The sequence below is a fragment of the Streptomyces similanensis genome, from assembly GCF_039543625.1.
GTDB lineage: Bacteria > Actinomycetota > Actinomycetes > Streptomycetales > Streptomycetaceae > Streptomyces > Streptomyces similanensis.
This window is the reverse complement of record NZ_BAABKC010000160.1, coordinates 1-22397: the sequence shown is the minus strand read 5'-3', so window position 1 is coordinate 22397 and position 22397 is coordinate 1. Positions and strand designations below refer to the sequence as shown.

Genomic DNA, 22397 nt, shown 5'->3' with positions numbered 1-22397 from the left:
TGGCACCGGCCGCCGGGCGTACCGGGACGATCGCGGGCCGGTGCTCACCTCCCGCGCGGTCTTCGCCTGGCTCACCGCCGAGCACGGCACCCTCATCACGGATGCACTGCCCTACGGAGTCCTCCCCGAAGCCGCGGTCACCGACCTCGTCACCACCCTGGCCCGGGCCGGGGCCCACGAGCGTGCCGACGCGCTACTCACCGATCTCGGGGTCCTCGGCGTCAAGATGCCCGGCGCGGCCCGGAACCGTGCCACGCTCGCCGAAGACACCGCCGTAGCGCTGGATCTGATCCGGACCGCCGACACGGCCGGACACCTGCTCACCATGCCCGACGCCCTGTGTGCGGCCGCCGCACTCCGTCTGGAGGCCGGACTGGTCGCCGCCGACCTCCTCACCCCCGCCGCTCCCTGAACCACCAGGACGGGCGCTCAGGAACCCGTACGGATGCCCTGGAAGCCGGGCCCAAGGCCGCGCCGCCTCGGCGGCCTGCGGACTGAGGGCACCGCCGCGGCGGCGGGCGGCTCCGGCTCCTGGTCTTCGACGGCGATACCGAGGCGCCGGCGGGCGTCACCGGTCGCGGCCGCCACGGCGGCGAGGGCCTGCGCGAGCCCCGGCCCGGCGCTGCCCAGGGCCTCGGTCAGGGTGTCGATCGCGTCGAGCGCGTCCTCGGCGGCCGCCGTACTCCAGCCGCCCGGGCCGGTAAGGTCCGCGAGATGGCAGGCGGCCTCCACCACCCGCTCGGCATGCTGCTCGACCCCGGGCGCGGCCCGTCCCCACGACTCCATCGACCGTCCCGATGCTGTGCCCGTTGAACTCCCTGGCAGTGAGTGTCACACCGATCGATTTTTCGACACCGATAGGAGATAGAGGGAGTGCTCCGACCTGAGCCCCCATGTCCTCGCCGGCACCGACGACGTCGACGCGCTGGATCGGCGGGCCGCAGCCCTGGAGCGGCGGATCCGCGGCATACGGCTGGGGGTCGACGTCGCCGCGCTGCCCCGCCTGATGCAGACGCCCAACACCCAGTGGACCTGGCAGCCGATCGGCCTGACCGACGAGCAGGCACGGAACGCGGCGTGACCGGCACGCGGCCCGGCTCGTTGAGCCCGGCGTTCACGTAGAAGTGCACAGCCGGGGCCCGGGGCCTGTCATGGCGACGCCCCGGGCCCGTGGGCGCTCCGTTCGCGAGTCGCGCCCTAGGTCCCCTCCTGAGTCGCGCCCTACGTCGCGTCCCGGGTCTTCTCCTGCGTCGCGCCCCGGGTCGCATCCCTCCGACCCGGCGCGGGCCTTGAGCATCGCGGTGACCAGCACGTTCGGTGCGATTTCCTCCGACGGCGGCCGCCGACTACTTGTCTGTGCTGCTCTGTAGCGGCTGGCCAATCGCGCTCTGTCGCCGATCCGAGGTGCGGCAGGCTCGGCCAAGGCGTGCCGTTCTGGATCACCTCGCCGTTGCGCTACGGTGCCTTCGGCTGGACGCGCACCGCCGCCCGCCGCAGGTCGACGCCCACGCCGTCGTCCCGCGATCGGCCAAGGTCCTACGGGGCCCGCGACGCCCTGACGTTGCATCTCTTCGTCGACGGGCGGCGTGGGCGTGCCCGTCGAGCGGGGAAGACCGATGCCACGTAACCAGAGCACCGCTGCTCAGCGCGCCCGTGCGGCGCAGCACGCGACCGGCGCCAAGTACACCGCCGCACTCCGCGAGGCCACCATGGCCGGCACCTCTCCGACCGTGTTTTCCCTGCGGGACCTGCTCGCCGAGTGCACAACCTCCCCCGAGTGGACCGGAGACCATCCCGAGGTCGACGCTGAGTGGGCACCGCGCATGTTCGACTCGGCGCTGTTGGGTGGCCCTGTGCCGCACAACTCGATCCTGCAGCTGACGGGGTACCTCGCGGCGACGGGCCTGTCCGCCGAGATGACGATGGAGTCCCGCGACGGCTTTCACACCGTGGTGGTGGCGGGTGGCGGCCGGCGCTTCGAGCTCGTGCTGTCCCAGGACGACTGGGTCGCCGAGCTGTGCCTCACCCCAGGGTGCGAGCGGTATCCCGTCGCCGCGAACTTGATCCCGTTCTGCGAGGACCGACATCTCACCGAACGCTCCGGGTCGGAGCTCGCCGAGATGGCTCGGATGTGGGGGAGCGACCGACTACAGGAGTTCGAGAGGACTCCGGCCGCCGCGCACTCAGGGGACCAGGGCGACGCGCTGATCGCGGCCGCCGTCGTACAGGGAGCGTTCTCCAAAGTCGCCGCAGAACTGGTCGAAGGCTCTTTCCCGGACCCCGATCTGATTGATGACATCTTCCCCGGCGAGGCAACGGCCGTCCGGCATGCGATGGACAACGAACACCTTCTCCTGAAGGAGAGGGCCAGGTCCGCTGCCGTCCGCATCCGCAAGCTGGCTGGCGGCCTCTGCGTGTGCGGAACCCGCCTGTTCCTCGCTCCCGAGGCGGATGTGCCCGCCCGTTACTGCTCCGCTCGGTGCGCCTCTTCAGCAGGGGACCCGACGGTTGGCCGGCCTGCCCGGCGGTAGCCGTGGATGTCGGCACATGAGGCATTCTTGATCATCCATAACCTGACACCCGGAGGGGGAAGACATGGCCAAGGATGAGCACGTCCTCAAGGCGAAGGACTTCGCCGAGCGAGCTGAGAAGACCCTGGAAGAGGTCAGCGACCCGGGAGCGAAAGCACAGACGCTCGCCTTGCTAGCCCTCACCCACGCCGTCCTGGAGACGGGGTACGACATCGACAACGTCCGCAACGCCATCGAGGAGATGCCGGTCGGGTGACTTCTGCGGGCCTGTCCCCGCGAGCATGTGACAGCCCCGGTCACACCTGTTGATCTAACAGGGCTGACCGGGGCTGAGCTGTGCGTATGGTCACGCGAGGCCGGCGGAGGCGTTGTCGTCCCATCCGTCGTCGCGCTGCATGTAGCCGAGCATCGAGCGGGAGTGGCGGGCCCAGCCGCCCTGGTCGGCGATGGCGATGCCGTCCTTGCCCTTCTTGCGCCCGACGGAGGCCAGGCCGATGCGCAGGGAGTGGCCGGTCCAGGCGATCGGCACCCCGGCCCGCTTCGAGATCCGCTTGATGGCGCGGGTGACGGAGTCCGGGCCCATGCCGCCGGTGATGTGGCCCCACTGATCGATGCCGACGAACGCCGGCGTCGAGGGGTCGGCCCACTGCGGGCCGTGCTCGGCGACCAGGCGGGCGCGGTAGGCGGTCCAGGCCCGCACCGGGCAGATCTCGGGATCGTCGGCGTAGCGGATCTTGGCGTTGCGCACCGAGTGCTTGGTCTTGCCGGTGAGCACGGCGACGACCAGGCCGCGCGGGTGCAGCGTGACATCGCCGGTCAGCAGTCCGGCCGGGTCCTGGGAGCGGCTCGCGTAGTGGAAGCCGGTCAGCGTGAGGGCCTTGTCCCGGTCGCCGGTGAGGGTGTCGGGGCAGGCCCGGGCGATGGCCCGCAGTCCGTCGATGTCCGCGCCGACGGCCTGTCCGCGGCCGCGCCGCTCCCCGGCCTGCAGGAGCTTGACCGCCAGGCCCTCCAGCGCGGTGCGGGCCGCGGCCTGGTCGTCGCCGGAGACCGTCACGCCGCGCTCGCGCAGCCCGACGACGGCGGCCGCCAGGTGGGTGGAGGCGGAGCTGGGGGCGTAGCCCTTGCCGTTCTGTTGGCCCTCGCGCAGCATCCACGCCACGAACGCCACCAGCGAGCCGCGGGTGGCCTCCAGCTCCGGCAGGCGGGCGTCGGCGCAGAACCGCTGCCACACCCGCCAGCTCTTGTTGTAGGTGTCGACGGTGTTGTCCGGGGTGATCTCCTTCTGCACGGCGTCGGCCAGGTCCTCGGCCTCGGCCAGGCGGCGGGCGGCGTCGACGCCGTGGCGTTCGGCCCACCGCTCGATGAGCGCCTGGCGCTCGGCGGCCGCCGGGTCCAGCACCGCCGGCGCCCCGGCGCCCTCCGGCTCGCCGACGTCACCGGCGTCGACCGCCGTCTCCACCGTGACCGTCACTTCCGCGTCACTCCCTCCGTCGGGTAGCCGTGGGCGGTCAGCCACCGGCCGACCGCCTCCATCTGCTGCTTGGCCTGCTGCCACGCCTCCCGGGCGCCGCGCCCGAAGATGGCGTCCTGCCCGGCCTTGATGGCGTTCTGCTGCGCCCAGCCGTAGACGAACTGCGGGGTGTTGCCCTCCAGCCGTCCGTGCTCCTCCCACGCGGTGCGCTCGGCGGCCGCCGCCTCGATCAGGGCGGGGTGCCCGTCCTCGGCGGCGTTCGCGACGACGTCGTGCAGGTAGTAGGCGATGAACGCGCGGGCGGTCGCGTCGTCGTCCTCGCGCACTCCCGTCACCGGCCCTCCTCCGCAGCACGGACCACGGCGAGCTTGGGCGGCTGGTCGCCGGCGGGGGCCCGCTCGGCGGCGAGGAGCGCCTTGGCCATGTCGTACTCGCTGACGGTCGGGTGCCCGGTGTTCGCGCGGTCCCGGGTGCCGGCCGCGAGCAGCTGCTCGATGAGCGGCTCGTCCTCCGGTGCGCTGGCCCGGTCCGGGTACGCGGTCTGCTCGCACAGCTCCCCGACGTGGCGCAGCAGGGCGTAGTACTCGTGCGTCTCGCTCGGGTCCCGGACGCCCATACGGGGCAGCTCCACACCCAGCGAGCGGCGCCAAGCCGCACCCTCGGCGATCGCGGGCCCCAAGGCGCCCTCCCGGCGGGAGGCGATGGCCCGCGCGGCCCAGGCCCGTTCCGAGGTCGAGCGGTGGCAGTCGATCTTGCGGTCGCGCATCTCGACGTAGCGGTACCCGGCGAGGGCGGTGTCGAGGTGACCGCGCATCTCCTCCCACCGGGGCCCGTCCGTCCAGCCCAGAATCCACCGGGTGCCGGAGTGGTAGTACAGCTCCACGTTGACGCCGGTGACCTCGGACAGGTGCCGGGCCAGCAGCGCGGCCTGACGGCTGCGGCTCATCGCGAGGTCTCCTCGTCGGCGGCGTCGCGCTCGGCGTGCTGGTGCGCCAGGGCGAGGGCGGTCGCCCGACCGAACAGGTAGGGGCTGGTGCCGGTGAAGCGGGCGTGCCGCCAGGAGGTGCCGTCCCAGTGGCGGGCCTGGGCGGTGCCCTCGAAGACGGCCCACCGGTCGGGGTCGTCGGGGTCGCGGGCGACGACGAACTCCCCGACGTTCCGTCCCTCGCGGCGGGGGCCGGGGATGCGGTACTCGGAGACGAAGGCCGTCGTCTCGGCCGCCGCTGCCTTCTCCTTCTCCTCGTGCTGCCGGAGCCTCTCTTCGTCCTCCGCGTCGTAGAAGCGGACCGTGTGCCAGCGCTCGGTGTCGAACCCGTCGCTGTCCCTCCACGGGTAGGCGGCCTGGGCGAGCAGGTTCCAGGTCTTCTGGATCTGCTGGATGCGCCGCAGCCTCGCCTCCGGATCCGTCTGCGCGCGCTCGACGACCTCGTCACCGAAACAGTGGCTGAGGGTCCCGGCGAAGGCCGGCACCAGGTACCGCAGGGCGGCGTTGGTCCGGTACTCCTCGGTGTCGACATCCACCGACGGACGATGGATGAGCCGGTCCACGAGCCAGCCGGTGAGCGCCTCCACGTCGTCCGGGGTGATGTCGACGGCGTAGCGCAGGAGCGTGGTGGTCATGCGGTGGCGTCCCTCCCTGTTCTCCGCCGCGCGGGTGACCGGTCGTCATGTCCCGTTCTATCGCGTCGGATAAGGAGAGCTTATCCGACGCGATCCCCCCTGTCCGCGAATCGCGGACAACTGTCGGGCCGTACGCCGGGAGCGGCCAGTTCGGGCGAAAGCCGGGACACGCGACCTCCGAGCCGGAAAGATGTGCACCGCACTGAGGGAGGATCACCACGCCGCGGAAGGGGATAGGCCCAACCCGGCGGGTCCGAAGGAGTATGTCGCGGCCGAGGCTCCCGGCCGAATCAGTGCACCGCTGTGCCCGCTCGAACACGAGAGGAATCGGCGCGCGACGGAGCCCTCGACGCGCGCCGTGCCTTCCCGTGTCGGACGCTCTCGCCCTGCTGCGTGAGACCCTGCCCGAGTTCCTCGGCAGCCTCTCCGCCGCCGCGGCCACCGCCGCCGCTACCACCGCCCTCCGCGCCGCACGAGCAGCCGTCCGCCGACGGCGCGCAGAACCGCCGCCCACCCGTTCAGGAGACTCAACGCCGTAGCGAAGCGGCACGCGAGGAAGCGGGCGTGGCGCCGCTGCGCTTCCGGGCCGGTCGGCGGTGCGGCCGACCGGTGCGGCCATCCGGGGTACGACTGTCAGTGGCATCCGGTATCTGCTGGTGAGTCAGTTTTGCGCGCGATATGCGCCGGATCGCCAGGAGATGCGATTCATGCCCTTCACCGCGGTGCACCCCGACGCCGGGCGCGTCGATGCCACACAGCCAGACCTCGGGTGCGGAATGGACTGGGCCCGGATCTACAGGGTCCGTCCTCGCGTCCCGCTCACCTGCCCCGAGTGCGGCTGGGGCGTCCACGCCAAGCACTCCCCTCAGCAGGTGCGGTTCTTCTGCCACGACCCGGGGCGGCCGCCCGAGTGCGAGCTGTCGAACGAGTCGTGGGAGCACCACATGCTCAAGCTGGAGATGGCCGGAGCGATCCGGAGTGCCGGGTGGTACGCCGAGCTGGAGGTCGCCGCCGAGGACGGTTCGTGGCGGGCGGACGTCATGGCGTCCTCGGCGGACGGCGGCCGCCGGATGGCCTGGGAGGCACAGCTCTCCCCGATCACCGACGAGGACATCCGTGCCCGCACGGCCCGCTACCGCGCGGAGGGCATCCCGGTGTGCTGGGTCTCTCCGCACAAGAGGCCGCCGAACTGGATCGATGTAGTGCCGGCGGTGCGGGTGCGCGTCCCGGAGGAGCAGGGCGAGCCGTGGGTGGTGGACGACGGGCTCGCCGGGTTCGACTACGCCGCCGGGGGCTGGAAGTTCAGGGAGGAGGAGCTGGGCCGGTTCGTACGGTGGGTGCTGCTCGGGCAGCTCGTCCCGGCGCGGAGTCTGCCGCGCTACCGGCAGGTGATGCGGCGTGTCGACGGCGAGATGTGGTGGCTGCGCCGGAACCGGTGGTGGACCTCGCCGCAGTCCGTCCGCTCCCAGGACGAGCACGAGCAGATGCGCCAGCGGCAGGAGAAGGAACGGCAGGAGCGCGAGGCCCGGCGGAAGGAACGGCAGGCCGTATCCGAGCGGCGTCGGCAGCGGTTGCAGGAGTTGCAGCAGCGGCGCCGCGCTCAGGAGGCCGAGCGGCGCCGCGTGGAACAGGAGAAGGCGCACCAGGCCCGCATGGAGCAGTTGTTGCGCGAGCAAGAGGAGCAGCGGCGCCGGCTGGAGGAGCAGCGGGCCCGCGAGGCCGCCGAACAGGAGGAGAAGGCGCGGCGAGCGCTGGAGACGGCCCGGAACTGGTGGCTGCGGGTCTCCTCGGCGCAGCGGGCCGAGTTGTTCGCCGCGGTGGCCGACCGGGCCCGGCGGGAGGAGAAGCTGTTCGTCGAGATCCCGGAGGAGCCGCGTATGCACGCGAGCTTCGCCTACGGTGTTCCGCTGTTCTCCCGGGGGAGGTACCACGCGCTGTACGGGATCGTGCGTCCCTGCCCCGGCCTCGCTTCCCTCTCGCCGCAGCTGGGGTCCCAGCGGATCCTCGTCCGCAACGCCCAGGAGGCCAGGGAGGTGCAGGAGGCGATGGGCGGATGCGCCCGCATCACGCACTTCGACCTGCCCGACCACGAACAACTCCCGCTGTGCTGAGCCATGCCGCTGCCGGGCCATCGTGCGCGAGCTGGCGGAAGACCCGCTGGTGCGCCTGACGGTGGGCGAGCTCGTCCGGGGGACCGCACGGCGTGTGCGGCGCGGCCGCGGCTCGGCGGCCGCGCACAGTGAGGCGGGGCCGGCCACCACGACGCCGGACGCCGAGGGAACGGAGACAGCGGTGACGATGGTCGCGGACGACAGGACGGGCGAGCAGCTCGCCGAGGACCTGCTGCAGGGCGTGGGCAACGAGGGGATGCAGGCGGCCACCCGGCTGCTCGGCGCGCACCGAAACGGGTACTGGCTGCGGCGCCTGCTGGAGGAGGAGGCGGAGTTGTCGGCGGCCGGCAACAGGCCGATCATCGACCGCAGCGGCACCCACCCCTCGGTGGGCTGGGACGCGATCGGGCTGCTGCTGGTCGACCAGCCCTGGGTGATCCAGGCGTCGCGCAGTGAGATGGCGGTGCTGGAGGTGGCCGCGTCGCTGGTACGGCGCTGCGGGGTGCAGCTCGGCGCGGTCGTCGAGGCCGTCGACGAGAACGAGTTCCGGCTCATCCTGCGGGCGTTGCAGGAGACCGTGTACGGGGACGACGTCCGCTGACGGGTGGCGACAGCCGGACACCGGGGTGGCAACGCGCGTGAGCTGCGCGTTGCCACCCCGTATCCAGTGGCCACCGGCCGCGCGGCAAGCCGCCGACGGGGCTAGCGGCGGGCGCGGAGGCTCACCTGGGAGCCCCCGAGGGTGGACACCGCGCCGCCGATGGCGCCGACGGCCGTCGCGGCCTCCGTGTGGTGCGTCAGCGCCAGGATGACCACCGCGACGATGGAGACGAGCGCGGTGAGGATGGTCACCCACGCGAGCAGGTTGGGATGGCGCGGTAAGTCGTTTGGGGTACGGTCAATGGTCGTCACGGTTTCCGGTCTCCTCACAGTGAGCGGGCACCCGACATCAGGCGAGTGGGAGACCCCGGCGGAGCCAGGCCGGCAAGCATCGGCTCCGCAAGGCGGTCTCCCTTCGCCGTTCCGAAGGGGCGTTTGGTGCCCAACCACGTTACTGGTGGCTATGTGGTGCTCCGGGCCAGCGTCACCACGAACCGTCGCCTCATCCGCGTCCACCCGGAACGTGCTTCCCGTCCGCCTAGCAGGCCACGGAGGAAACCTCGCACGAACCTGATGCGCGGGAAACCCCAGGTCAGCGCCACTTCTGTGGATAAGTAGCCGCTGCGCCCTCTCCAACCCGTCATGTGATGCAGATCACTTAACTTGCTGCGGCCGATAGCCCGCTACAACTCCCTTTCACGGCCTCTGAGTCGCCCCGGCGATCCCCCCGCCCCAGCGAACATCTCAATGGCGCAGGGCGCGTTGGACGGTCTGACGGCCGATGGCGGGATCGCCGGCGGCGAACTGCCGTACGCGCAGGAGGCCGCCGGAGCCCGGATCGGGCCCGCCCGGCGGGAGCAGGCCGACGTCCTGGGCGACGCCGTCGACCCACCGGCCGTCCGGGCCCGGAGCGCCCTGCAGTTGGCGAAGGACGGGGGCGGTGCCGAGGTAGAGGGCGCGGCGCTGCGCGTGCCGGTAGGCCCGCAGGATCGCCCGGAGCGTGGCCGTGGGCTTGGGGGTCAGCTCGACCTCGACGGCAACCGGGAGGTGTCCTCCGGGCGGCACGGTGACCAGGTCCGGCCAGTGCACGGCCCGGGCGCCGACGGGCACCGCCAGGGTCTCGCCGCGCCGGGCGCCGACGGGTACCCCGGGTACCCGCAGGGCCGCCAGCAGCTCCGCCGCCCGGCCGGGCACGGCCTCTGCGGCGTGGACCTCCCGCTCGGAGAGCACGGCGTATCCGTGTGTCTCCAGGGCGATCCCGGCGTCCGCGACGGCCAGGCGGTGCAGCAGCCGCTCACCCGGCGGCCGCGGGGCGCTCAGCCCGGTGCCGGCGACCCGCGCGCCGCGCTCGGTGGTCCACACGACCGTCCGGGCCCACCGCACGTCCGCGCTGCGCAGCAGCAGCCCGGCCTCGGTCATCAGCCGCACCCGCCGCCGTCCGTCCGCCCCAGCACGCGTAAGCGGCCTGGTGGAGCGTCAGGGTGCTGTACCGGGTGGCCAGCCGGAGCAGGTGTTCGTCCTCCTCGGTGCGCTGCCAGCCATCGCCCCGCGCCTCGCCCTCACCGCGGGTTCGCCGCCGGCGTTCCGCCCGCTCCCGTTAGACCCCCGTCGTTCTCGTCTCCACTGCCTCTTCTCTCTCCCCTGTAGTTGGCGCGCGGCCGCGCGGATCGCGGCGGCGCGGAAGGGAGCGTGACCTGCGAAGCGGACACGGCCGGGCCGGGAGGTCGCCCACCGCCTGGCGGACGATCTGGCGGAGGACCTGACGGCGCAGCGCGTGGCGCACATCGGGGGCGGTTCGGCCTCTTGCGGGGCAGCGGTTGGGCCCGTTGGGTCTAACGGGCCCAACCGGGGTTGATTAGCCCTCGGCGTAGAGGGCGTTGAGTCCGGCCTGCCACGGGAAGGCGTCGACGTTGCCCTGCTTGGGCTTGTGCGGGGTGAAGCCGCCGCTGCCGAGCAGCACCGTGACACCGGCCTCGCGCAGGAAGTCGACGTGCCGGGCGACGGCCGGGTGCGCGGCCTGGGCGTCGTTGAAGTGGGGCAGGGCGACAATCTTCAGGCCCAGTCCGATGCCCTCGGTGATCAGCCCGAGGGCGAGGGTGTCGCTGATCGCCGTCGCCCATTTCGCGAGGGTGTTGTTGGTGAGCGGGGCGACGAGGATCGCGTCCGGCGGGGGCAGGACGTCGGGCTGTGAGGGGAGCTTGTACTGCCAGCGCACGGGGTGCCCGGTGAGGTCCTCCAGGGCTTCGATCTCGCCCTCGGCGTCCTCGGTGAGCCACCGATGGGCGGAGGGCGTGAGGATCAGGCAGACGTCCCAGCCGACCCGCTTGGCGGCGCGGATCGGGACTTCGAGGCGGCGGGCCGGCGGGGCCGCGCACGCGATCAGGTACAGGGTGCGGTTCGTGGTCACCCGCGCAGTCCACAGCGATCAGCCAGACCGCGCAACCGCCCCTCGGCGCTGCCAACTCCCAGCAGGCGCAGGTCCTCTACGAGTCGCTTGGTGCGGGGCCGGCACACCACCTCTTCGGGGGCGAGCTTCTCCGCGTCCAGGAGCGTGTCGACCGCGTCCTCGCGCTGCCCGGCCTGCTTCTCGGCGATGGCGCGGTCGGTGAGCAGGTGGGCCCGGCGCTCGCGCGGGAGACCGGCGAGGGAGGCGGCGGGGATGTCCGCGGCGACCGCCACGGCGTCGGCGCCCTGGCTCAACTGGACGTGGGCCGCGACGCGGTAGAGCGCGCAGTTGGTCGGGCCGAAGGACGTCCACAGCAGGTTGTCGTCGCGTCCGAGGCGTTCGGCGTGCTCGTCGGCCTGGTCGAGGTAGCCGGGCACCGCGCGGGCGAGCGCGCCCGGGCTGTGGTCGTCCGCCTCGGCGGCCGCGGCCTGCGCCATCGCCGCCTTGAGGAACAGCATCCCGAGCACGCTCAGCCCTTCCGGCCCGCACTGCACCAGGTCGCCCTGGAGCCGGTTGGCGGCCGCGGTGACGAACGTGACGGCGGCCGCCGCCTGGCCGTGGGCGGTCATCGCGTCCGCGAGGTGGCGGGCGGCGCTCGCCATGATGACCGGGTCCTCGGACCGTTCGGCGGCCGCGACGGCGCGCTGGCCGGCGGTGACCGCCAACTCCGAATCACCCCACTTGATGGCGGCCGCCTCGGTCAGCTCCAGCGCCAGGGAGAGCTGCCGGTACGACTCCAGCCGGTCGTCGCCCTCGTGCCGGGCGGCGGCCCGGGTGGCGTCGACCAGCAGCTGGGGGATCTGCGTGCCGAGCTTGGCGAAGTGCCCGGCCTGGAAGCCGGTTCGGGCGTACCAGAGGCTGCGCTGCAGGACGGTGACGGGCACCGGCTCGGCAGAGGAGTCGTCGCACCGGCCGGTGAGGACGTCGTGGCGCTGGAGGGCGGCGCGCACCGCGGCGAGCTCGCCCTCGGCGGGGCACAGCACCGCCGGGTCGTACAGCAGCCGGTCCAGGGTGATGCCCAGGCGCAACGCGATCTCGGTGGCCACCGAGAGGTTCGGGTCGGCCTGGCGGCGCCCGCCCTCCAACTCCTCCACCCACCGCACGGAGCGGCGCATCAGCGCGGCGAACTCTTGCTGGGACAGGCTGCGGCGCCCTCGCCAGTAGGCGACGCGGCGGCCAAACTGGATGCGGTCCATGCGGACTCCGAAGCGGAGTTGAGAACCCACACACATCGTGTGGGCTACCTCGTGTATACCGCCCGTACGGTCCGGATATGGCCCAGTCCGCCAAGACCTCAACCCCGACGTGGCACCGGCTCGCACAGCCATCCGACCGGCTCCGTGCGCAGTGGGTGCGCGGTGACGACCGCACCCACTGGGTGGCGTGCGGCCGGGCCTGGGACGCGGTGGCCATCTCCCCGATAGCGCACGGCCTGGACGCGCTGGTCGCCATGCGGGTGGGCCCGCGCCGAGGCTACCCGGTGCTCGCCGACCACCTGCGCGACCAGTTGTACGTCCTGGTGCCGCCGGGCACCGGCCACGCGGCCGCCGGACTTCCCGGCGTGCGCATCCTCGGCGACGGCTTCCAGCTCCTGATGCCCGCCGGCCAGCACGGCAGCCCGGTGGCGCACTGGGTCAGCCCGCCGCGCGAGAGTGCTCCGCCGCTGATCCGCCCCGACCGACTCACCCACCATCTGCGAGCCCTGGCCCGCGACCACCAGAAGGCGGCCACCTCATGACCTACGACGTTCTGTACGACCCGGAGGGCCGTCTCGCGGCGGAGCTCCCGCCCGACCGCGAGACGCACGAACAGGCGGTGCGCACGGCGCTGGCGTGGTCCTCTCCGCTGGATGTGCCGGCCGACGACGTCGCGCAGATCGGCCACCTGCTCGCCGGTGCGGCGCGGGCGGTCGCCGACGAGGTGCGGCTGCGCGCGGCGCGGCTGCCCGAGGACGACGGGCGCAGGCTGTTCGCCGAGCTGATTCTCCAGGAGGCCGACGGACGGCTGTCGCAGCCGTGCACGAGCCTGAACCGGGTGCACAACCGGGCCCGGCTGATCCGCGCGCTGTACGAGCGCCTGGACCGGCTGCAGGCCGCCGTGCCCGACGAGGCGGCGGCCGCGTCCCCCTGAGCCGTCTCCCGGCGCCTCCCCCCGTGGGCCCGGGCGACGTGAAGCCCCCGGCGGCTGCTCCTGCACCGAGCGCCGCCGGGGGCTTCTGCATGCCTGCTCACGCCTGGTTGGGCCTGTTGGACCCAACGTGCCTACCGGCCCATCGACGGCCCGCTGCGCCCCTGGGAGGGCGGCTGGTGGTGGTAGCTGGCCGACTCCTGCGCCCGCGCCCGGGACTGCTCGGCGGCCGCGCGCTTCTGCGCGACGATGTGCGACCGGCGGGCCTTGGTCTCGACGTCGTGCAGCTCGGGGTACTTCGTGGCGATCGTCCGGCGCAGGACCTGCTCGGCCTGTCCGGTCGCGACGGTCCCGCGGCTGCGGGCGGCCGCGTCGGTGTACTGGGTCACCTCGCCCTGCAGGCGGGCCAGCTTCTGGGCGTCGCGGCGGTCCAGGCGCATCTCGACGTCGGGCAGCCGCTCGCGCATCGCGGCCAGCCGCGCGGTGACGACGTCGAGGTCCTTCGGCGCGGGCTTGTCGGCTCCGAGGTCGCGGAACTGCCCGGCGAAGCTGCTCTCGCGGACCAGCTTCCACGCCTCCTCTCGGGCCTTGTCCGCCGCGTTCGCGGCCCGGCTCGCTTCCGTCCACAGCGCCGCACGCTCGGCGGACACGTCCTTGATGTCGGCGTCCAGTTGCTTCAGGGTGAGCCTGGCGCGGCGCCGCTCGATGAAGCTCAGGTCCCGCTTGGGCTCCAGGTACTCGCGCAGATAGGTGTCCCTCTGCTCCGCCTCCGCACGCGCGTTGATGGCGCGGGCGGCCTCCTGGGCCGCCTCCTTCGCCTTGGCCTCCGCCTGGTCCAGCACGGTGGCGGCCGCGGCGACGAACGCCTGCCCGCGGGTCTGCCCGGACGCCTTCTCCTCGGCGAGGCGCTCCTCGAGAGCGCGAGCCTCCTGCGCCGTCTGCGCTGCGGCGCGCTCGGCGTGGTCGGCCGCCTCGTAAGCCAGACCGATCGCCCGGGCCAGCCCGGCGTCCGACCGCTTGCCGTACGGCCGGGTCTTCCAGGACTGCACCGACGCCATCTCGCGCTGCCGCTGGGCCTCCGCCAGACGCTTCTCGCCGGCGGCCCGCTCCTGGGCGTCGTCCTCGCTGCCGGCCTGGAGCTGCACGGCGGGCTCGGCGGCGGCCGCGGTCTCCTGGCGCTCCTCGGCGGCGAGCCGCTGCGCCTGCTCGTACGCCTCGCGCGCACGGCCGGGGGAGACGGCTGTCGCCGCCTGGGCCCGCCGTAGCGCGGCCTCGGACTCCTCGCGGGCACGGGCGCGGGCATCCTCGTCGCGTACGGCCTGGACGGGCACGCGGGCGGGGGCCGGCGGTTCGCGCAGCAGGTCCGAGACCATGTAGTCGCCCCGCTCCTGCCCGAGGAACTTGGCGAAGGCGGTGACCGCGCGGTGCAGGCGCTCGGCCTCGGTGCGGGCCTCGCCGAGACGGGCCTGCGTGTCGTCGTCCTCGATGGCGGCCAGGGGAAGCCACAGGTGGTTCTCGGCGCGGCCGCGGGTGATGCCCGGGTAGACGGCGAAGGCGTTCGCGCCGTGCCCGTAGAGCAGGCTCACCTCGCTGGTGAGGCCCTGGCTCGCGGCGACCGTCATGGCGTAGCCGAGGGACAGGGCGCCGGAGCTGATCGCCTTCGGCTCGTACCAGGCGGTCACCGACTCGTTCGTCTTCTTGTCGCGCCAGGTGATCTCGACGCGGTGCTCCTCGTCGATCGCGGTGACCACGGCCCGGTAGCCGTTGAGGACGTCGGGGCCCTCGCCGCGGCGGCTGCGGTAGTCGTTCTGGCGCACGCGGACCAGGTCGCCCACGGCGAGGTTCAGTTCCGCGCCGCCGGACAGGGCGTAGCGGTGTTCCGCGCCGAGCTCGCCGCGCTGCCGGCGGATCTGCTGGGCCCCCAGATTCAGCACGTCCACGTCCGCGTTCTTGGCGGCCAGCACGGTCAGCGACTCGATCAGGTCGTGCGGGTCGCTCCAGCGGGTGCGCAGCTCGTCCCAGGTGGTCAGAATCTGGGTATGGGCCTCGATGGCGCTCTCGGTGGCGTGCACGCGGCCGGTGTCGGCCAGGATGCGCAGGGCCTGCTCGTGGTCGCCGGTGCGCCACACCTCCAGGGCGGCGCGCTCGGCGTCGTTGCGCTGCCGCCGGTTCTCGGTGAGGACCAGCCCGCCGACGAGCCGGTGGACCTCCTTGAACCAGCCGCCCGGGCCGATCGCCTGGAGCTGCTGCGGGTCGCCGATCGCCACGATCTTCGTGCCGGTGCGCTGCGCCTCCTTCATGAGGACGGCGGCCTGCCGGTCGTTCGACATGGTGGCCTCGTCGACGACCAGGACGTCGATGCCGGTGAGCCCCTGGCCGTCGCGGATCTGCTGGAGCCAGGAGGCGATCGAGCGGGCCGGGATGCCGGACGCGTCGTCCAGCGACTTGGCGGCGACCGCGCTCACCGTGGCGCCGGCGTAGGTGTGACCGGTCGCATCCCACGCGATCCGGCACGCCTCCATCAGCGTGGACTTGCCGGTGCCGGCCGCGCCGATGTGCGCGTCGATTCCGTGCCCGGCGGTCAGTGTCCGTGTGATCGCGGCGCGCTGCTCGTCGGACAGCGCGAAGCCGTTGGCGACCTCGAAGACGGACATGGCGGCCGCGGCCTGCTCGGCGGTCAGCTTCACCGCCCCCTCGTCGAACCGCGCCAGGGCCTGGCCGGTGACGAGTTCCTCGGCGTCGAGGATGTCGCGGGTGGTGTAGCGGTCCATCGACGACATGACGGTGGAGCCGACGTGCGGCAGGCGCACCGCGTATCCCTCGACAGCGAGGACCTGATCCGCGAGTTCGTCCAGGAGGCCCGGCTCGGCGCCGATGCCGAACTCCATCGCCGTCGCCACGGCGGCGAGCAGCTGCGCGCGGGAGAACGACTTCTCCGACGCGGTCAGCCCGGTCTCGGGGTCGAAGACGATGCGCGCGAGGTCGTCCTGGCCGGGCCGCTGCGGGCCGCCGCCGGGGCCGTCGATGCCCGCACCGCCGCCGTCGGGCGGGCCGGGCGCGGCGGCCGCCACCATCGCGTCGACGTCGCCGACGACCGCCTCGGCGCGGGTGTGCCAGCTCGCCCTCATCCCGGACGCGTCGGCGTCGACCTTCGCGCGGCGGGTCTCGTCGGCGACGCACTGCCGGTCCTCGCGCGAGGCGTCCGTGCCCACCCGCTCGTCGAGCGCGATGTGCCGGCGGGAGAACGCGTCGCGCAGCTCCTCGGGGACGTGCCGGATCTCCCACGCGCGGGTGTCCGGGTTGTACTCGCGGCGCACGCCGAACGTCGCGTGCGTCAGCTCCCGCACCCGCGCCTTGAAGTACGCGTCGAGGGCCTTGGCGTGCCGGTGGAAGTCCTGTCCGCTGTTGGCGATGGCCCGCCACTCGCCGTCCTCGCACAACGCCATGTTGGCGATCGTGACGTGGACGTGCAGGTGCGGGTCTCCGGGCTCGCCCGGCGTCACCGGGCGTGCGGCGAGGTGCTCCACCGACCAGCCGAGCAGACCGCCGGTCGCGATGCGCACCTTCTCTCCGTCCTCGCCGGTGACGGCGTAGCCGATCCACTCCTCGGCCTGGCGGACTGTGTCGTCCTTCGCCCGCTGCACCAGCTCCCGGAACGTGCGCTCGTCGAGGTCGCGCATGAGCCCGGACACCGCGCTGTCGGACTTCGGCAGATCGAGCACGAGGTCCCATCCGCGCACGCGGGTGTCGATCCGTTTGTCCTTGCTCGCCCACGCCCGTTCGACCGTCTCGGCGCCGTAGACGTCGGCGAGGTCGAGGCCGACCGCGCGGGCGAGCTTGTGCAGCGTGCCGACCTGGAGGCGCTGCCCCTCGCCGAACCGGTTGACCATCCGCTGCTGGGTGGCGAGCTGCTTCTGCTGCTTCGGCTTGCCCGCCAGGAGGTCGGCCGGCTCGACGCCCCGCTCGGCGGCCAGCGCTTCGATCGCCTCGGTCAGCCGTGCCACCGTCAGGTGGGCGTCGGGATGGACGCGCACCGAGGCGGTCGAGGCGAGCAGCCGGGCGCCGGTGGCGGGGTGGCAGCCGTTCATGATCCGGCGCGCGGCGTCCTTGGCTTCGTCGTCCAGACGCTCGCCGGCCGCGTACCCGAAGGCGCTCATGCCGCTGCCGACCCACACCAGGTGGCCGTCGCCCTCCGGTCGCAGCCGGTAGTCGACGGCGGCGTCGACCGAGTCGTCCAGGACGACGGCCTCCACGGCGTCGGCCTCGACGACGCCGCATCCGGCCTGCTCGCGCAGCCGGTACTCGACCTGTGCGTCCGCCTTGATCTTCGTCAGCCAGGCCATCCGGCCGCCCTCCCCCGCTTGTGCGCTTGTGCGCTGTTCGGCCCGGCCGTGCCGGACCTCCCCCGCCAGGGGGAGGTCCCTTTGTGCCTAGCTCTTGTCTGATCTTGAACCTGCGGACAGGTGATCGAGTCATCCACAGGGGTCATTGACAGTAGCCCTAGATCGGCGGTTGCCGAAAAGGGCGTCTGTCCTGGTGGGACGGCTGGCTCGGTACAGGTCTGGCAGGGAGTCTGTCGGCGGGCCTGCCGCGCCGGAGAGCCACCCCGGGGAGCGTCCGCGATTCGCGGACGGTTTCGCAGGAGGCGACTGCGGACGGTGGTCGGCAGTGGCCGCTGCGACGAGTGCCGGCGGTGGGCGGCCGGGCCTCCGGGCATGGCGTCGCCGGTGTCGGCGGCGGCCCCCTCTCCGGTCCCCGGAGGTGCCTTGGCGTCCCCTGCGGCCGCCCCCTCCTCGGTCCCCGGGGACGGTCCCGCGGCGGTCCCCTTCCCGTCCCCGCGGCATCCCCGGCGACGGTCCCGGGACGGTCCTGGCGCACCCGTGACGCGCACGCCGCTTTTGCTTGTTCTTGGCGTTCTTCGGGGACCGTGATCCGCGTGCGCTTTGCCCCCGCTTTACCCGCTGGTCGGCGCGGTTTCGTGGTCGCACGGTCCCCGACTGAGTGTCAGGGGGACGGTCCCCGTGACGCCTCGCCGGGTGGACCGTCCCCGTCCCGCGCGACGCATTCCGGTGCGCGGGGACCGGTCCCCGAACGACAGAAGCCCCCGACCGCTGGGTGCGCGGTCGGGGGCTTCTGAGGGTGTCGGGCGGCGGCTCGGTCACCGGTCTGCGGTGTCGGGACGGGGGCGGCCGCAGTCGCCTTTCGGGTCAGGCGGGGACGCGACCGGGACGGGGGCCGGCGTCCGCGTCGGGGGGTGGAGGTACGCCTCGCACGCGGCGGCGAAGGCGGTGGTGAAGGGGTCGGCGGCGTCGTCCTGCAGGCACTCCCACCATGCCGTGGCGACCAGGTCGGCAAGCTCCTCGGCGTGCTCCTGGACGACGTCGACGGTGGCACCGGTCGCGCAGCGCGGACCGGTTCCGGTGAGCCAGTCCGGGAGGCTTCCGGGTGGGTGGCAGGCGTGCAGTGCGGCGTACACCAGGCCGGGGACGCGCACGGCGTTCGGCTCCTCTTGCACGGCGGCCGGGAAGACGACAGCGCCCCCGGCGGTGGTCGTCGGGGGCGCTGCGCGGTGCGGTCAGGACTGCTGTTCGCCAGCGTCGAGCCGGTCGAGGATCTCGCGGTGCCCGGCGAGCTGCTCGGCGATCTGCATCTGCCCGGCGGCGACGCCGCCGAGGACCTCGGCGACCTGGCGCACGGTGGCGTTCACCGCGTTGAGGGCCTGGCCGTGTTCGATCTGCGTCTCGCGCAGGGCGTTGAGCACGCTGGTGTGGCCGCGCATGGTGGTGCGCATCTCGGCGACGTCGCGGTCGGCCATGCCCGCCAGGGCGCGGGCGGATGCGGCGTCCTCGCGCAGCCGGGAGACCTCCGCCTCGAGTTCGCCGATGCGCGCGACCTTGCCCTCCAGCTCGTTCAGGCGGCGCAGCAGTTCGTCCTCGCTCATGTCTCCATCCTCTCGTACGCGGGGGTGATCACGAGTGGCGGACTTCGATGCCGGCGTTGTCGTCGCCGGGCGGGCGGGCGACGACGGACAGCCGCACCGTGCGGTCGTCGAGCGCGGTGATCTGCAGCGCGTGGTGGGCGCCGCGGCCGTCGCCGAGGGCGTCGGCCTCGAACGCTTCGGCGGGCAGGTCCATGCTCCCGCCGTGGTGCATCAGGACGGCGATCAGCGCGGCGTGGGACAGATCCGCCGGGTCGGGCAGGCCGCTCACCAGTGGCCGCCCTCGGCGCCGACGAGCTTGGCCACCATCGGGCCGACGTCGCGGTTGATGGCCGCCACGGCGACGGCGACGGCCTGCTTGGCGTCGTCGATGAGCAGCTCCTCGACCGGCCACTTCCCGGCGGGCCGGTGCAGTGTCCAGCCGTTGGCCGGCACGCGCAGGGTGGCGGCCAGGAGCAGCGCGGGCTTGGACTCGTCCTGGGGGGCCTGCAGGGGGCTGGGGCCGTCGGAGGAGTACGCGTAGGGGTCGGGCTCCCAGTCGCGGGCGGCGGCGTACGGCGGGCGCACGCCGGGGGCGAGCTGGCCGTGCTGGACGGGGGTCTCGACCTCGACCAGGAGGCGGCCGTCCTCCTGGGACTGGGTGAGCCGGACGGCGCCGACGTCGGGGCGGATGCGGACGTAGCCGGGGGACATGATCGGGCCGGTGCCGACGCTCCAGGCCCACACGAGGAAGGCGGCCGGGTCGGTGCGGTCCTCGTCCCACAGGTCGTTCATGCACTGGGTGAGGTAGCGGCCATAGCGGGAGTCGAGCGGGGCGTTGCTGTCGCCCATCTCGCGGTCGTAGTCGTCGGCGATACGGACAAGGGTGGTGCTGGACCAGCCGGTCACGAAGGGCTCCTCGGGAGGGAGGCGGGGACGGTTTCGGCGGCCCCGCCTCGGGTCGGTCGTGGTGGGTCAGCGGCGGAACGGGTTGCCGAGTTCGCCGTGCACGAGCGCCCGGACGATCTCGGCGACCTGGGAGGCGCCGGCCTGCGAGGCCGGGGCGGCGATCGACACAAGGGAGGCGCCGTTCTGGTTGAAGGCCACGTCCCATCCGACGTTGGAGGCGATGCCGACGATCAGGTCCGCGTCGCCGTGGAAGCCGCCGCGCGGGGTGTCGGCGCCGCGCTCGACGATGACGCTGGCGCGGGGGCCGGGCTTGGCGCTCAGGCCGATCTCGTCGGAGGTCAAAGCCTCCAGCAGGTGCCGGGCCAGGGTGAAGGTCTCCTCGGTGGTGCGCTCCTTCTCCGGCCGCTCGTAGCGGCGGGAGACGACGTCGAGCGCGCCGCTGGGCAGGTCGACCGACCATCCCCACTCCGAGGCGGTGACGCCGTGGCGCTCGCCGGCGGACCACAGGTCGGTGAGGAGCTCGGCGGCGTGCTCCAGGACGCTCGGGGCGTACAGGGTGGTGCGGTGGGAGCGGCTGGCCTTCTCGACGGCGGCGTACGCCTCGGTGGAGTAGGCGGGGCCGTCGGTGCCGGCGGCGGTGTCGTTCATGGTTTCCTCTCGGTGAGCCGGGGGCCGGTTTCGGCGGCCCCCGGGCTCATGCTGTCGTGCCGGGGTGACAGTGCGGGCGGGTTCGCCCGGATGTCACCGTTGGGGGCGTTGGGTCTAACGGGTCTGACGGAGGCTGGCCAGGATGCGGGCGAGGAGCTGGCGCAGGCGGTGTGCCAGGCGGCGCGCTCCGGCTCCGGGGTGCCGGCCGGGGCGGCGGCCGCGGTGGGCAGGGCCTCCGGCTCGGCGTCCTCGGGGTCGGGCAGGTCCCCGTCGCGGACCTGCCGCATCGCGGCCGGCCAGGTGTCGGCGGGGAACCCGGCGGCGGTGAGCGTGCCGGCGAGGAACGCCCATCCCTCCTCGGGACCCTCGGTCTCGGTGCTGGCGTAGGTGACGCCGGGGAACAGGCCGACGGCGACGTGCCAGCGGCCGTGGACGAGGTCGCGCTCGGCGGCCCACGGGCTCTGGCCCCAGTTCTGCAGGGTGCCGCCGCCGGAGCGGTAGCCGGTCTCGTTGCGCAGCCACTGCGCGGCGACCTGGTGGACCCAGGCGTGCGCGGCGGCCGGGGAGGCGTGCCGGACCCAGGTGGAGGCGTCACGGCCGAACCACTCCTCCCACAGCACCGCGTAGGAGGTGCCGCCGGTGGTGTGGACGGTCAGGTGCTCGCCGCGGAAACGGAGGTCCAGCTCGGACGGTGCGGCCTCGATGCGGGCGGCGAGCTCGGACGCCTGGTGGAAGCGGCCGTGCTCCAGGCCGCGGCGGTAGCCGCGGTTGAAGCAGCCGTCGTACTCGCCGCCGGGGGCGGCGCCGGTCTCGTCGCCGGTGATGCTCACGTCTGGTCCTCCTGCGCGGTCAGGGTGGTGCGGGCCCGGGCCAGGCGCTGCCCGGCGTAGTCCTCGACGTACGCGGCGGCCTCGTCGATGTCCTCGGCGGCCGCGCCCTCGGGCAGGTCCTCGCCGGTGGCGGTGATCAGCCCGCCGAGCACGACCAGGAGGCCGTCGGTGCGCCCGTCGTGCAGGGCCTCCAGGAGCACGGTGCACCCCTCGGGGGTGAGGCCGGCGGTGGCGGCGGTGAGCCGCTGCAGGGCGGTGTGGGCGTCGGCGGCCGCGCGGCGGATCCGCTCGGTCTGCTCGGCGCTCACGCGGTGCGGGCCTTGATGCTGGCGACGGCGGCGGCGAGCGTCTCCCAGGAGTGGTGCCAGCTCTGATCGAGGCAGTAAGGGCCGTTCATCCCGAAATCCGACAGCTTGTAGAAGCGCTCCTTGCCGGTGGCCTTGGCGAGCCGCTGCAGGAGCCCGTCGGGGACGCGGCGGTCCGCGGCGTAGTGGGTCAGGCCGCTGACGGCGAGGGCGGCGGCGACGGCGGCCGGGTGCAGGCGGATGCCGAGCGCGCGGGTGCCGGCCACCAGGACCAGGCCCTGGGTGGCGGTGTAGTTGACGACGTGGCGGGCGCAGGCGCGGCGGCCGCCGTCGGTGCCGACGGTGACGGTCGTGCCGTCCTCGTGCTTGTACTCGACGGGCGCCTCGTCGGTGGCGCCCTTGCACTGGGCGTCGAAGTCCCTCTGCCCCCAGTGGTCCGCGTGATCAGCCGCGACGCGCATCAGGGCGTAGGCGACGGTGAAGGCGGCGGAGCGGTGGTTCATGCTGTGCCTCTCCTCGGCTTCTGCTCTGGACGGGGAGCCGGGGGCGGTCGGTCGCTTGGCCGTGACGGCCGCCCCCGGATCACGGTCCTCAGTTGGTTTCGACGTACCGCTTGATCTGCTTGCGGATGTGCTCGCGGGAGAAGTCCAGGTGCGCGGCGGTGGCGACCTGGGTGAGGTTCTTCGCCTCGATCTCGGCGGCGACGGCGCTCCAGTAGGCGCGCTGCGCGGCCTCGATGGCCTTGTCCCGGGCGGCGGCCGCGGCGTCGAGGCGCTTCTTGGCGGCGGTGGCCTGGGGGGTGTCGGGGCGGGTGGGGGCCATGGTGTCGGGCTCCGTTTCGGGTGTGAGGGACGATGTGGCTGCCCCCTGCTCCGACCTGGA

At 73.4% G+C, this 22397-nt stretch carries 25 protein-coding genes and 1 pseudogene; 7 read left to right on the top strand and 19 right to left on the bottom strand.

The window, feature by feature from the left end:
- Window positions 1-412: pseudogene (locus ABEB07_RS39035) on the top strand (hypothetical protein); the annotation flags it as partial.
- 17 nt (window positions 413-429) lie between these two features.
- Here the strand turns inward: ABEB07_RS39035 and ABEB07_RS39030 are convergent.
- Entirely contained in the window at window positions 430-786 is a 357-nt protein-coding gene (locus ABEB07_RS39030) for a hypothetical protein (RefSeq protein ID WP_345672815.1), read from the bottom strand.
- Window positions 787-1616: 830 nt separating this feature from the next.
- Between ABEB07_RS39030 and ABEB07_RS39025 the strand changes: the two genes are divergently transcribed.
- Window positions 1617-2531, top strand: a complete 915-nt coding sequence (locus tag ABEB07_RS39025) for a hypothetical protein (protein WP_345672814.1) — start codon at window positions 1617-1619, stop codon at window positions 2529-2531.
- 64 nt (window positions 2532-2595) lie between these two features.
- Window positions 2596-2787 carry a hypothetical protein gene (locus ABEB07_RS39020; RefSeq protein ID WP_345672812.1) on the top strand — a complete coding sequence of 64 codons (192 nt, stop codon included), beginning with the start codon at window positions 2596-2598 and terminating at the stop codon, window positions 2785-2787.
- A 90-nt stretch (window positions 2788-2877) separates the two neighbouring features.
- On the opposite strand, the gene ABEB07_RS39015 is transcribed toward ABEB07_RS39020, so the two are convergent.
- Genes ABEB07_RS39015 through ABEB07_RS39000 form a run of 4 tightly spaced genes read right to left on the bottom strand, consistent with a single transcriptional unit; the run spans window position 2878 to window position 5622 of the window.
- Window positions 2878-4002, bottom strand: a complete 1125-nt coding sequence (locus tag ABEB07_RS39015) for an integrase (RefSeq protein ID WP_345672810.1) — start codon at window positions 4000-4002, stop codon at window positions 2878-2880.
- On the bottom strand, window positions 3999-4337 hold the full coding sequence (locus ABEB07_RS39010; RefSeq protein WP_345672808.1) for a hypothetical protein: 339 nt from the start codon (window positions 4335-4337) through the stop codon (window positions 3999-4001). Before ABEB07_RS39010 ends, ABEB07_RS39015 begins: the two co-directional genes overlap by 4 nt.
- Complete coding sequence (locus ABEB07_RS39005) at window positions 4334-4948, bottom strand: hypothetical protein (RefSeq protein ID WP_345672807.1); 615 nt, start codon at window positions 4946-4948, stop codon at window positions 4334-4336. Before ABEB07_RS39005 ends, ABEB07_RS39010 begins: the two co-directional genes overlap by 4 nt.
- A complete protein-coding gene (locus ABEB07_RS39000) occupies window positions 4945-5622 on the bottom strand; it encodes a hypothetical protein (RefSeq protein ID WP_345672806.1) in 678 nt (225 codons plus the stop codon). The genes ABEB07_RS39005 and ABEB07_RS39000 overlap by 4 nt, the downstream gene beginning before the upstream one ends.
- Window positions 5623-6329: 707 nt before the next feature.
- Between ABEB07_RS39000 and ABEB07_RS38995 the strand changes: the two genes are divergently transcribed.
- Together ABEB07_RS38995 and ABEB07_RS38990 are read left to right on the top strand one after the other, a co-directional pair.
- Window positions 6330-7733 carry a competence protein CoiA family protein gene (locus ABEB07_RS38995; protein ID WP_345672805.1) on the top strand — a complete coding sequence of 468 codons (1404 nt, stop codon included), beginning with the start codon at window positions 6330-6332 and terminating at the stop codon, window positions 7731-7733.
- 22 nt (window positions 7734-7755) lie between these two features.
- Window positions 7756-8334 carry a hypothetical protein gene (locus ABEB07_RS38990; RefSeq protein WP_345672803.1) on the top strand — a complete coding sequence of 193 codons (579 nt, stop codon included), beginning with the start codon at window positions 7756-7758 and terminating at the stop codon, window positions 8332-8334.
- Window positions 8335-8435: 101 nt separating this feature from the next.
- On the opposite strand, the gene ABEB07_RS38985 is transcribed toward ABEB07_RS38990, so the two are convergent.
- The 4 genes from ABEB07_RS38985 to ABEB07_RS38970 form a co-directional block, all read right to left on the bottom strand.
- A complete protein-coding gene (locus tag ABEB07_RS38985) occupies window positions 8436-8645 on the bottom strand; it encodes a hypothetical protein (protein WP_345672802.1) in 210 nt (69 codons plus the stop codon).
- 432 nt (window positions 8646-9077) lie between these two features.
- Window positions 9078-9752, bottom strand: a complete 675-nt coding sequence (locus ABEB07_RS38980; protein ID WP_345672801.1) for a hypothetical protein — start codon at window positions 9750-9752, stop codon at window positions 9078-9080.
- Window positions 9753-10188: 436 nt separating this feature from the next.
- Window positions 10189-10740, bottom strand: a complete 552-nt coding sequence (locus tag ABEB07_RS38975) for a flavoprotein (RefSeq protein WP_345672800.1) — start codon at window positions 10738-10740, stop codon at window positions 10189-10191.
- Window positions 10737-11975, bottom strand: a complete 1239-nt coding sequence (locus tag ABEB07_RS38970; RefSeq protein WP_345672799.1) for a helix-turn-helix domain-containing protein — start codon at window positions 11973-11975, stop codon at window positions 10737-10739. The genes ABEB07_RS38975 and ABEB07_RS38970 overlap by 4 nt, the downstream gene beginning before the upstream one ends.
- A gap of 77 nt (window positions 11976-12052) precedes the next feature.
- Between ABEB07_RS38970 and ABEB07_RS38965 the strand changes: the two genes are divergently transcribed.
- Window positions 12053-12517, top strand: a complete 465-nt coding sequence (locus ABEB07_RS38965) for a hypothetical protein (protein WP_345672798.1) — start codon at window positions 12053-12055, stop codon at window positions 12515-12517.
- Complete coding sequence (locus tag ABEB07_RS38960; protein WP_345672796.1) at window positions 12514-12909, top strand: restriction endonuclease; 396 nt, start codon at window positions 12514-12516, stop codon at window positions 12907-12909. Before ABEB07_RS38965 ends, ABEB07_RS38960 begins: the two co-directional genes overlap by 4 nt.
- A gap of 131 nt (window positions 12910-13040) precedes the next feature.
- Here ABEB07_RS38960 and mobF read toward each other — a convergent pair whose 3' ends face one another.
- From mobF to ABEB07_RS38910, 10 genes are all read right to left on the bottom strand, one after another.
- Complete coding sequence (gene mobF / locus ABEB07_RS38955) at window positions 13041-17249, bottom strand: MobF family relaxase (protein ID WP_345672795.1); 4209 nt, start codon at window positions 17247-17249, stop codon at window positions 13041-13043.
- Between the two features lie 815 nt (window positions 17250-18064).
- Complete coding sequence (locus tag ABEB07_RS38950; RefSeq protein ID WP_345672794.1) at window positions 18065-18400, bottom strand: hypothetical protein; 336 nt, start codon at window positions 18398-18400, stop codon at window positions 18065-18067.
- 81 nt (window positions 18401-18481) lie between these two features.
- Window positions 18482-18847: a hypothetical protein gene (locus tag ABEB07_RS38945; RefSeq protein WP_345672792.1), complete on the bottom strand. Its 366-nt coding sequence runs from the start codon at window positions 18845-18847 to the stop codon at window positions 18482-18484.
- A 28-nt stretch (window positions 18848-18875) separates the two neighbouring features.
- Window positions 18876-19115, bottom strand: a complete 240-nt coding sequence (locus ABEB07_RS38940) for a pRL2-19 (protein ID WP_345672791.1) — start codon at window positions 19113-19115, stop codon at window positions 18876-18878.
- The gene (locus tag ABEB07_RS38935) at window positions 19112-19732 is read right to left on the bottom strand and encodes a hypothetical protein (RefSeq protein WP_345672790.1); all 621 of its coding nucleotides are present in this window, start codon (window positions 19730-19732) and stop codon (window positions 19112-19114) included. Before ABEB07_RS38935 ends, ABEB07_RS38940 begins: the two co-directional genes overlap by 4 nt.
- Before the next feature lie 66 nt (window positions 19733-19798).
- Entirely contained in the window at window positions 19799-20380 is a 582-nt protein-coding gene (locus ABEB07_RS38930; protein ID WP_345672789.1) for a hypothetical protein, read from the bottom strand.
- Window positions 20377-21210 carry a hypothetical protein gene (locus ABEB07_RS38925; protein WP_345672788.1) on the bottom strand — a complete coding sequence of 278 codons (834 nt, stop codon included), beginning with the start codon at window positions 21208-21210 and terminating at the stop codon, window positions 20377-20379. The genes ABEB07_RS38930 and ABEB07_RS38925 overlap by 4 nt, the downstream gene beginning before the upstream one ends.
- Window positions 21207-21518, bottom strand: a complete 312-nt coding sequence (locus tag ABEB07_RS38920; RefSeq protein ID WP_345672786.1) for a hypothetical protein — start codon at window positions 21516-21518, stop codon at window positions 21207-21209. Before ABEB07_RS38920 ends, ABEB07_RS38925 begins: the two co-directional genes overlap by 4 nt.
- Complete coding sequence (locus tag ABEB07_RS38915) at window positions 21515-22018, bottom strand: hypothetical protein (protein WP_345672785.1); 504 nt, start codon at window positions 22016-22018, stop codon at window positions 21515-21517. Before ABEB07_RS38915 ends, ABEB07_RS38920 begins: the two co-directional genes overlap by 4 nt.
- An 88-nt stretch (window positions 22019-22106) precedes the next feature.
- Entirely contained in the window at window positions 22107-22337 is a 231-nt protein-coding gene (locus ABEB07_RS38910; RefSeq protein ID WP_345672784.1) for a hypothetical protein, read from the bottom strand.
- Window positions 22338-22397 lie beyond the last annotated feature (60 nt).

Excerpts from the sequence above, each read along its gene's own strand:
- ABEB07_RS39000 (WP_345672806.1), bottom strand. The coding sequence starts at position 5,622 with ATGACCACCACGCTCCTGCGCTACGCCGTCGACATCACCCCGGACGAC.
- ABEB07_RS38910 (WP_345672784.1), bottom strand. The coding sequence starts at position 22,337 with ATGGCCCCCACCCGCCCCGACACCCCCCAGGCCACCGCCGCCAAGAAG.
- ABEB07_RS39020 (WP_345672812.1), top strand. The coding sequence starts at position 2,596 with ATGGCCAAGGATGAGCACGTCCTCAAGGCGAAGGACTTCGCCGAGCGA.
- ABEB07_RS38980 (WP_345672801.1), bottom strand. The coding sequence starts at position 9,752 with ATGACCGAGGCCGGGCTGCTGCTGCGCAGCGCGGACGTGCGGTGGGCC.
- ABEB07_RS38930 (WP_345672789.1), bottom strand. The coding sequence starts at position 20,380 with ATGAACGACACCGCCGCCGGCACCGACGGCCCCGCCTACTCCACCGAG.
- ABEB07_RS38965 (WP_345672798.1), top strand. The coding sequence starts at position 12,053 with ATGGCCCAGTCCGCCAAGACCTCAACCCCGACGTGGCACCGGCTCGCA.
- ABEB07_RS38960 (WP_345672796.1), top strand. The coding sequence starts at position 12,514 with ATGACCTACGACGTTCTGTACGACCCGGAGGGCCGTCTCGCGGCGGAG.
- ABEB07_RS39025 (WP_345672814.1), top strand. The coding sequence starts at position 1,617 with ATGCCACGTAACCAGAGCACCGCTGCTCAGCGCGCCCGTGCGGCGCAG.
- ABEB07_RS38915 (WP_345672785.1), bottom strand. The coding sequence starts at position 22,018 with ATGAACCACCGCTCCGCCGCCTTCACCGTCGCCTACGCCCTGATGCGC.
- mobF (WP_345672795.1), bottom strand. The coding sequence starts at position 17,249 with ATGGCCTGGCTGACGAAGATCAAGGCGGACGCACAGGTCGAGTACCGG.
- ABEB07_RS39030 (WP_345672815.1), bottom strand. The coding sequence starts at position 786 with ATGGAGTCGTGGGGACGGGCCGCGCCCGGGGTCGAGCAGCATGCCGAG.
- ABEB07_RS38945 (WP_345672792.1), bottom strand. The coding sequence starts at position 18,847 with ATGAGCGAGGACGAACTGCTGCGCCGCCTGAACGAGCTGGAGGGCAAG.
- ABEB07_RS38970 (WP_345672799.1), bottom strand. The coding sequence starts at position 11,975 with ATGGACCGCATCCAGTTTGGCCGCCGCGTCGCCTACTGGCGAGGGCGC.
- ABEB07_RS39005 (WP_345672807.1), bottom strand. The coding sequence starts at position 4,948 with ATGAGCCGCAGCCGTCAGGCCGCGCTGCTGGCCCGGCACCTGTCCGAG.
- ABEB07_RS38995 (WP_345672805.1), top strand. The coding sequence starts at position 6,330 with ATGCCCTTCACCGCGGTGCACCCCGACGCCGGGCGCGTCGATGCCACA.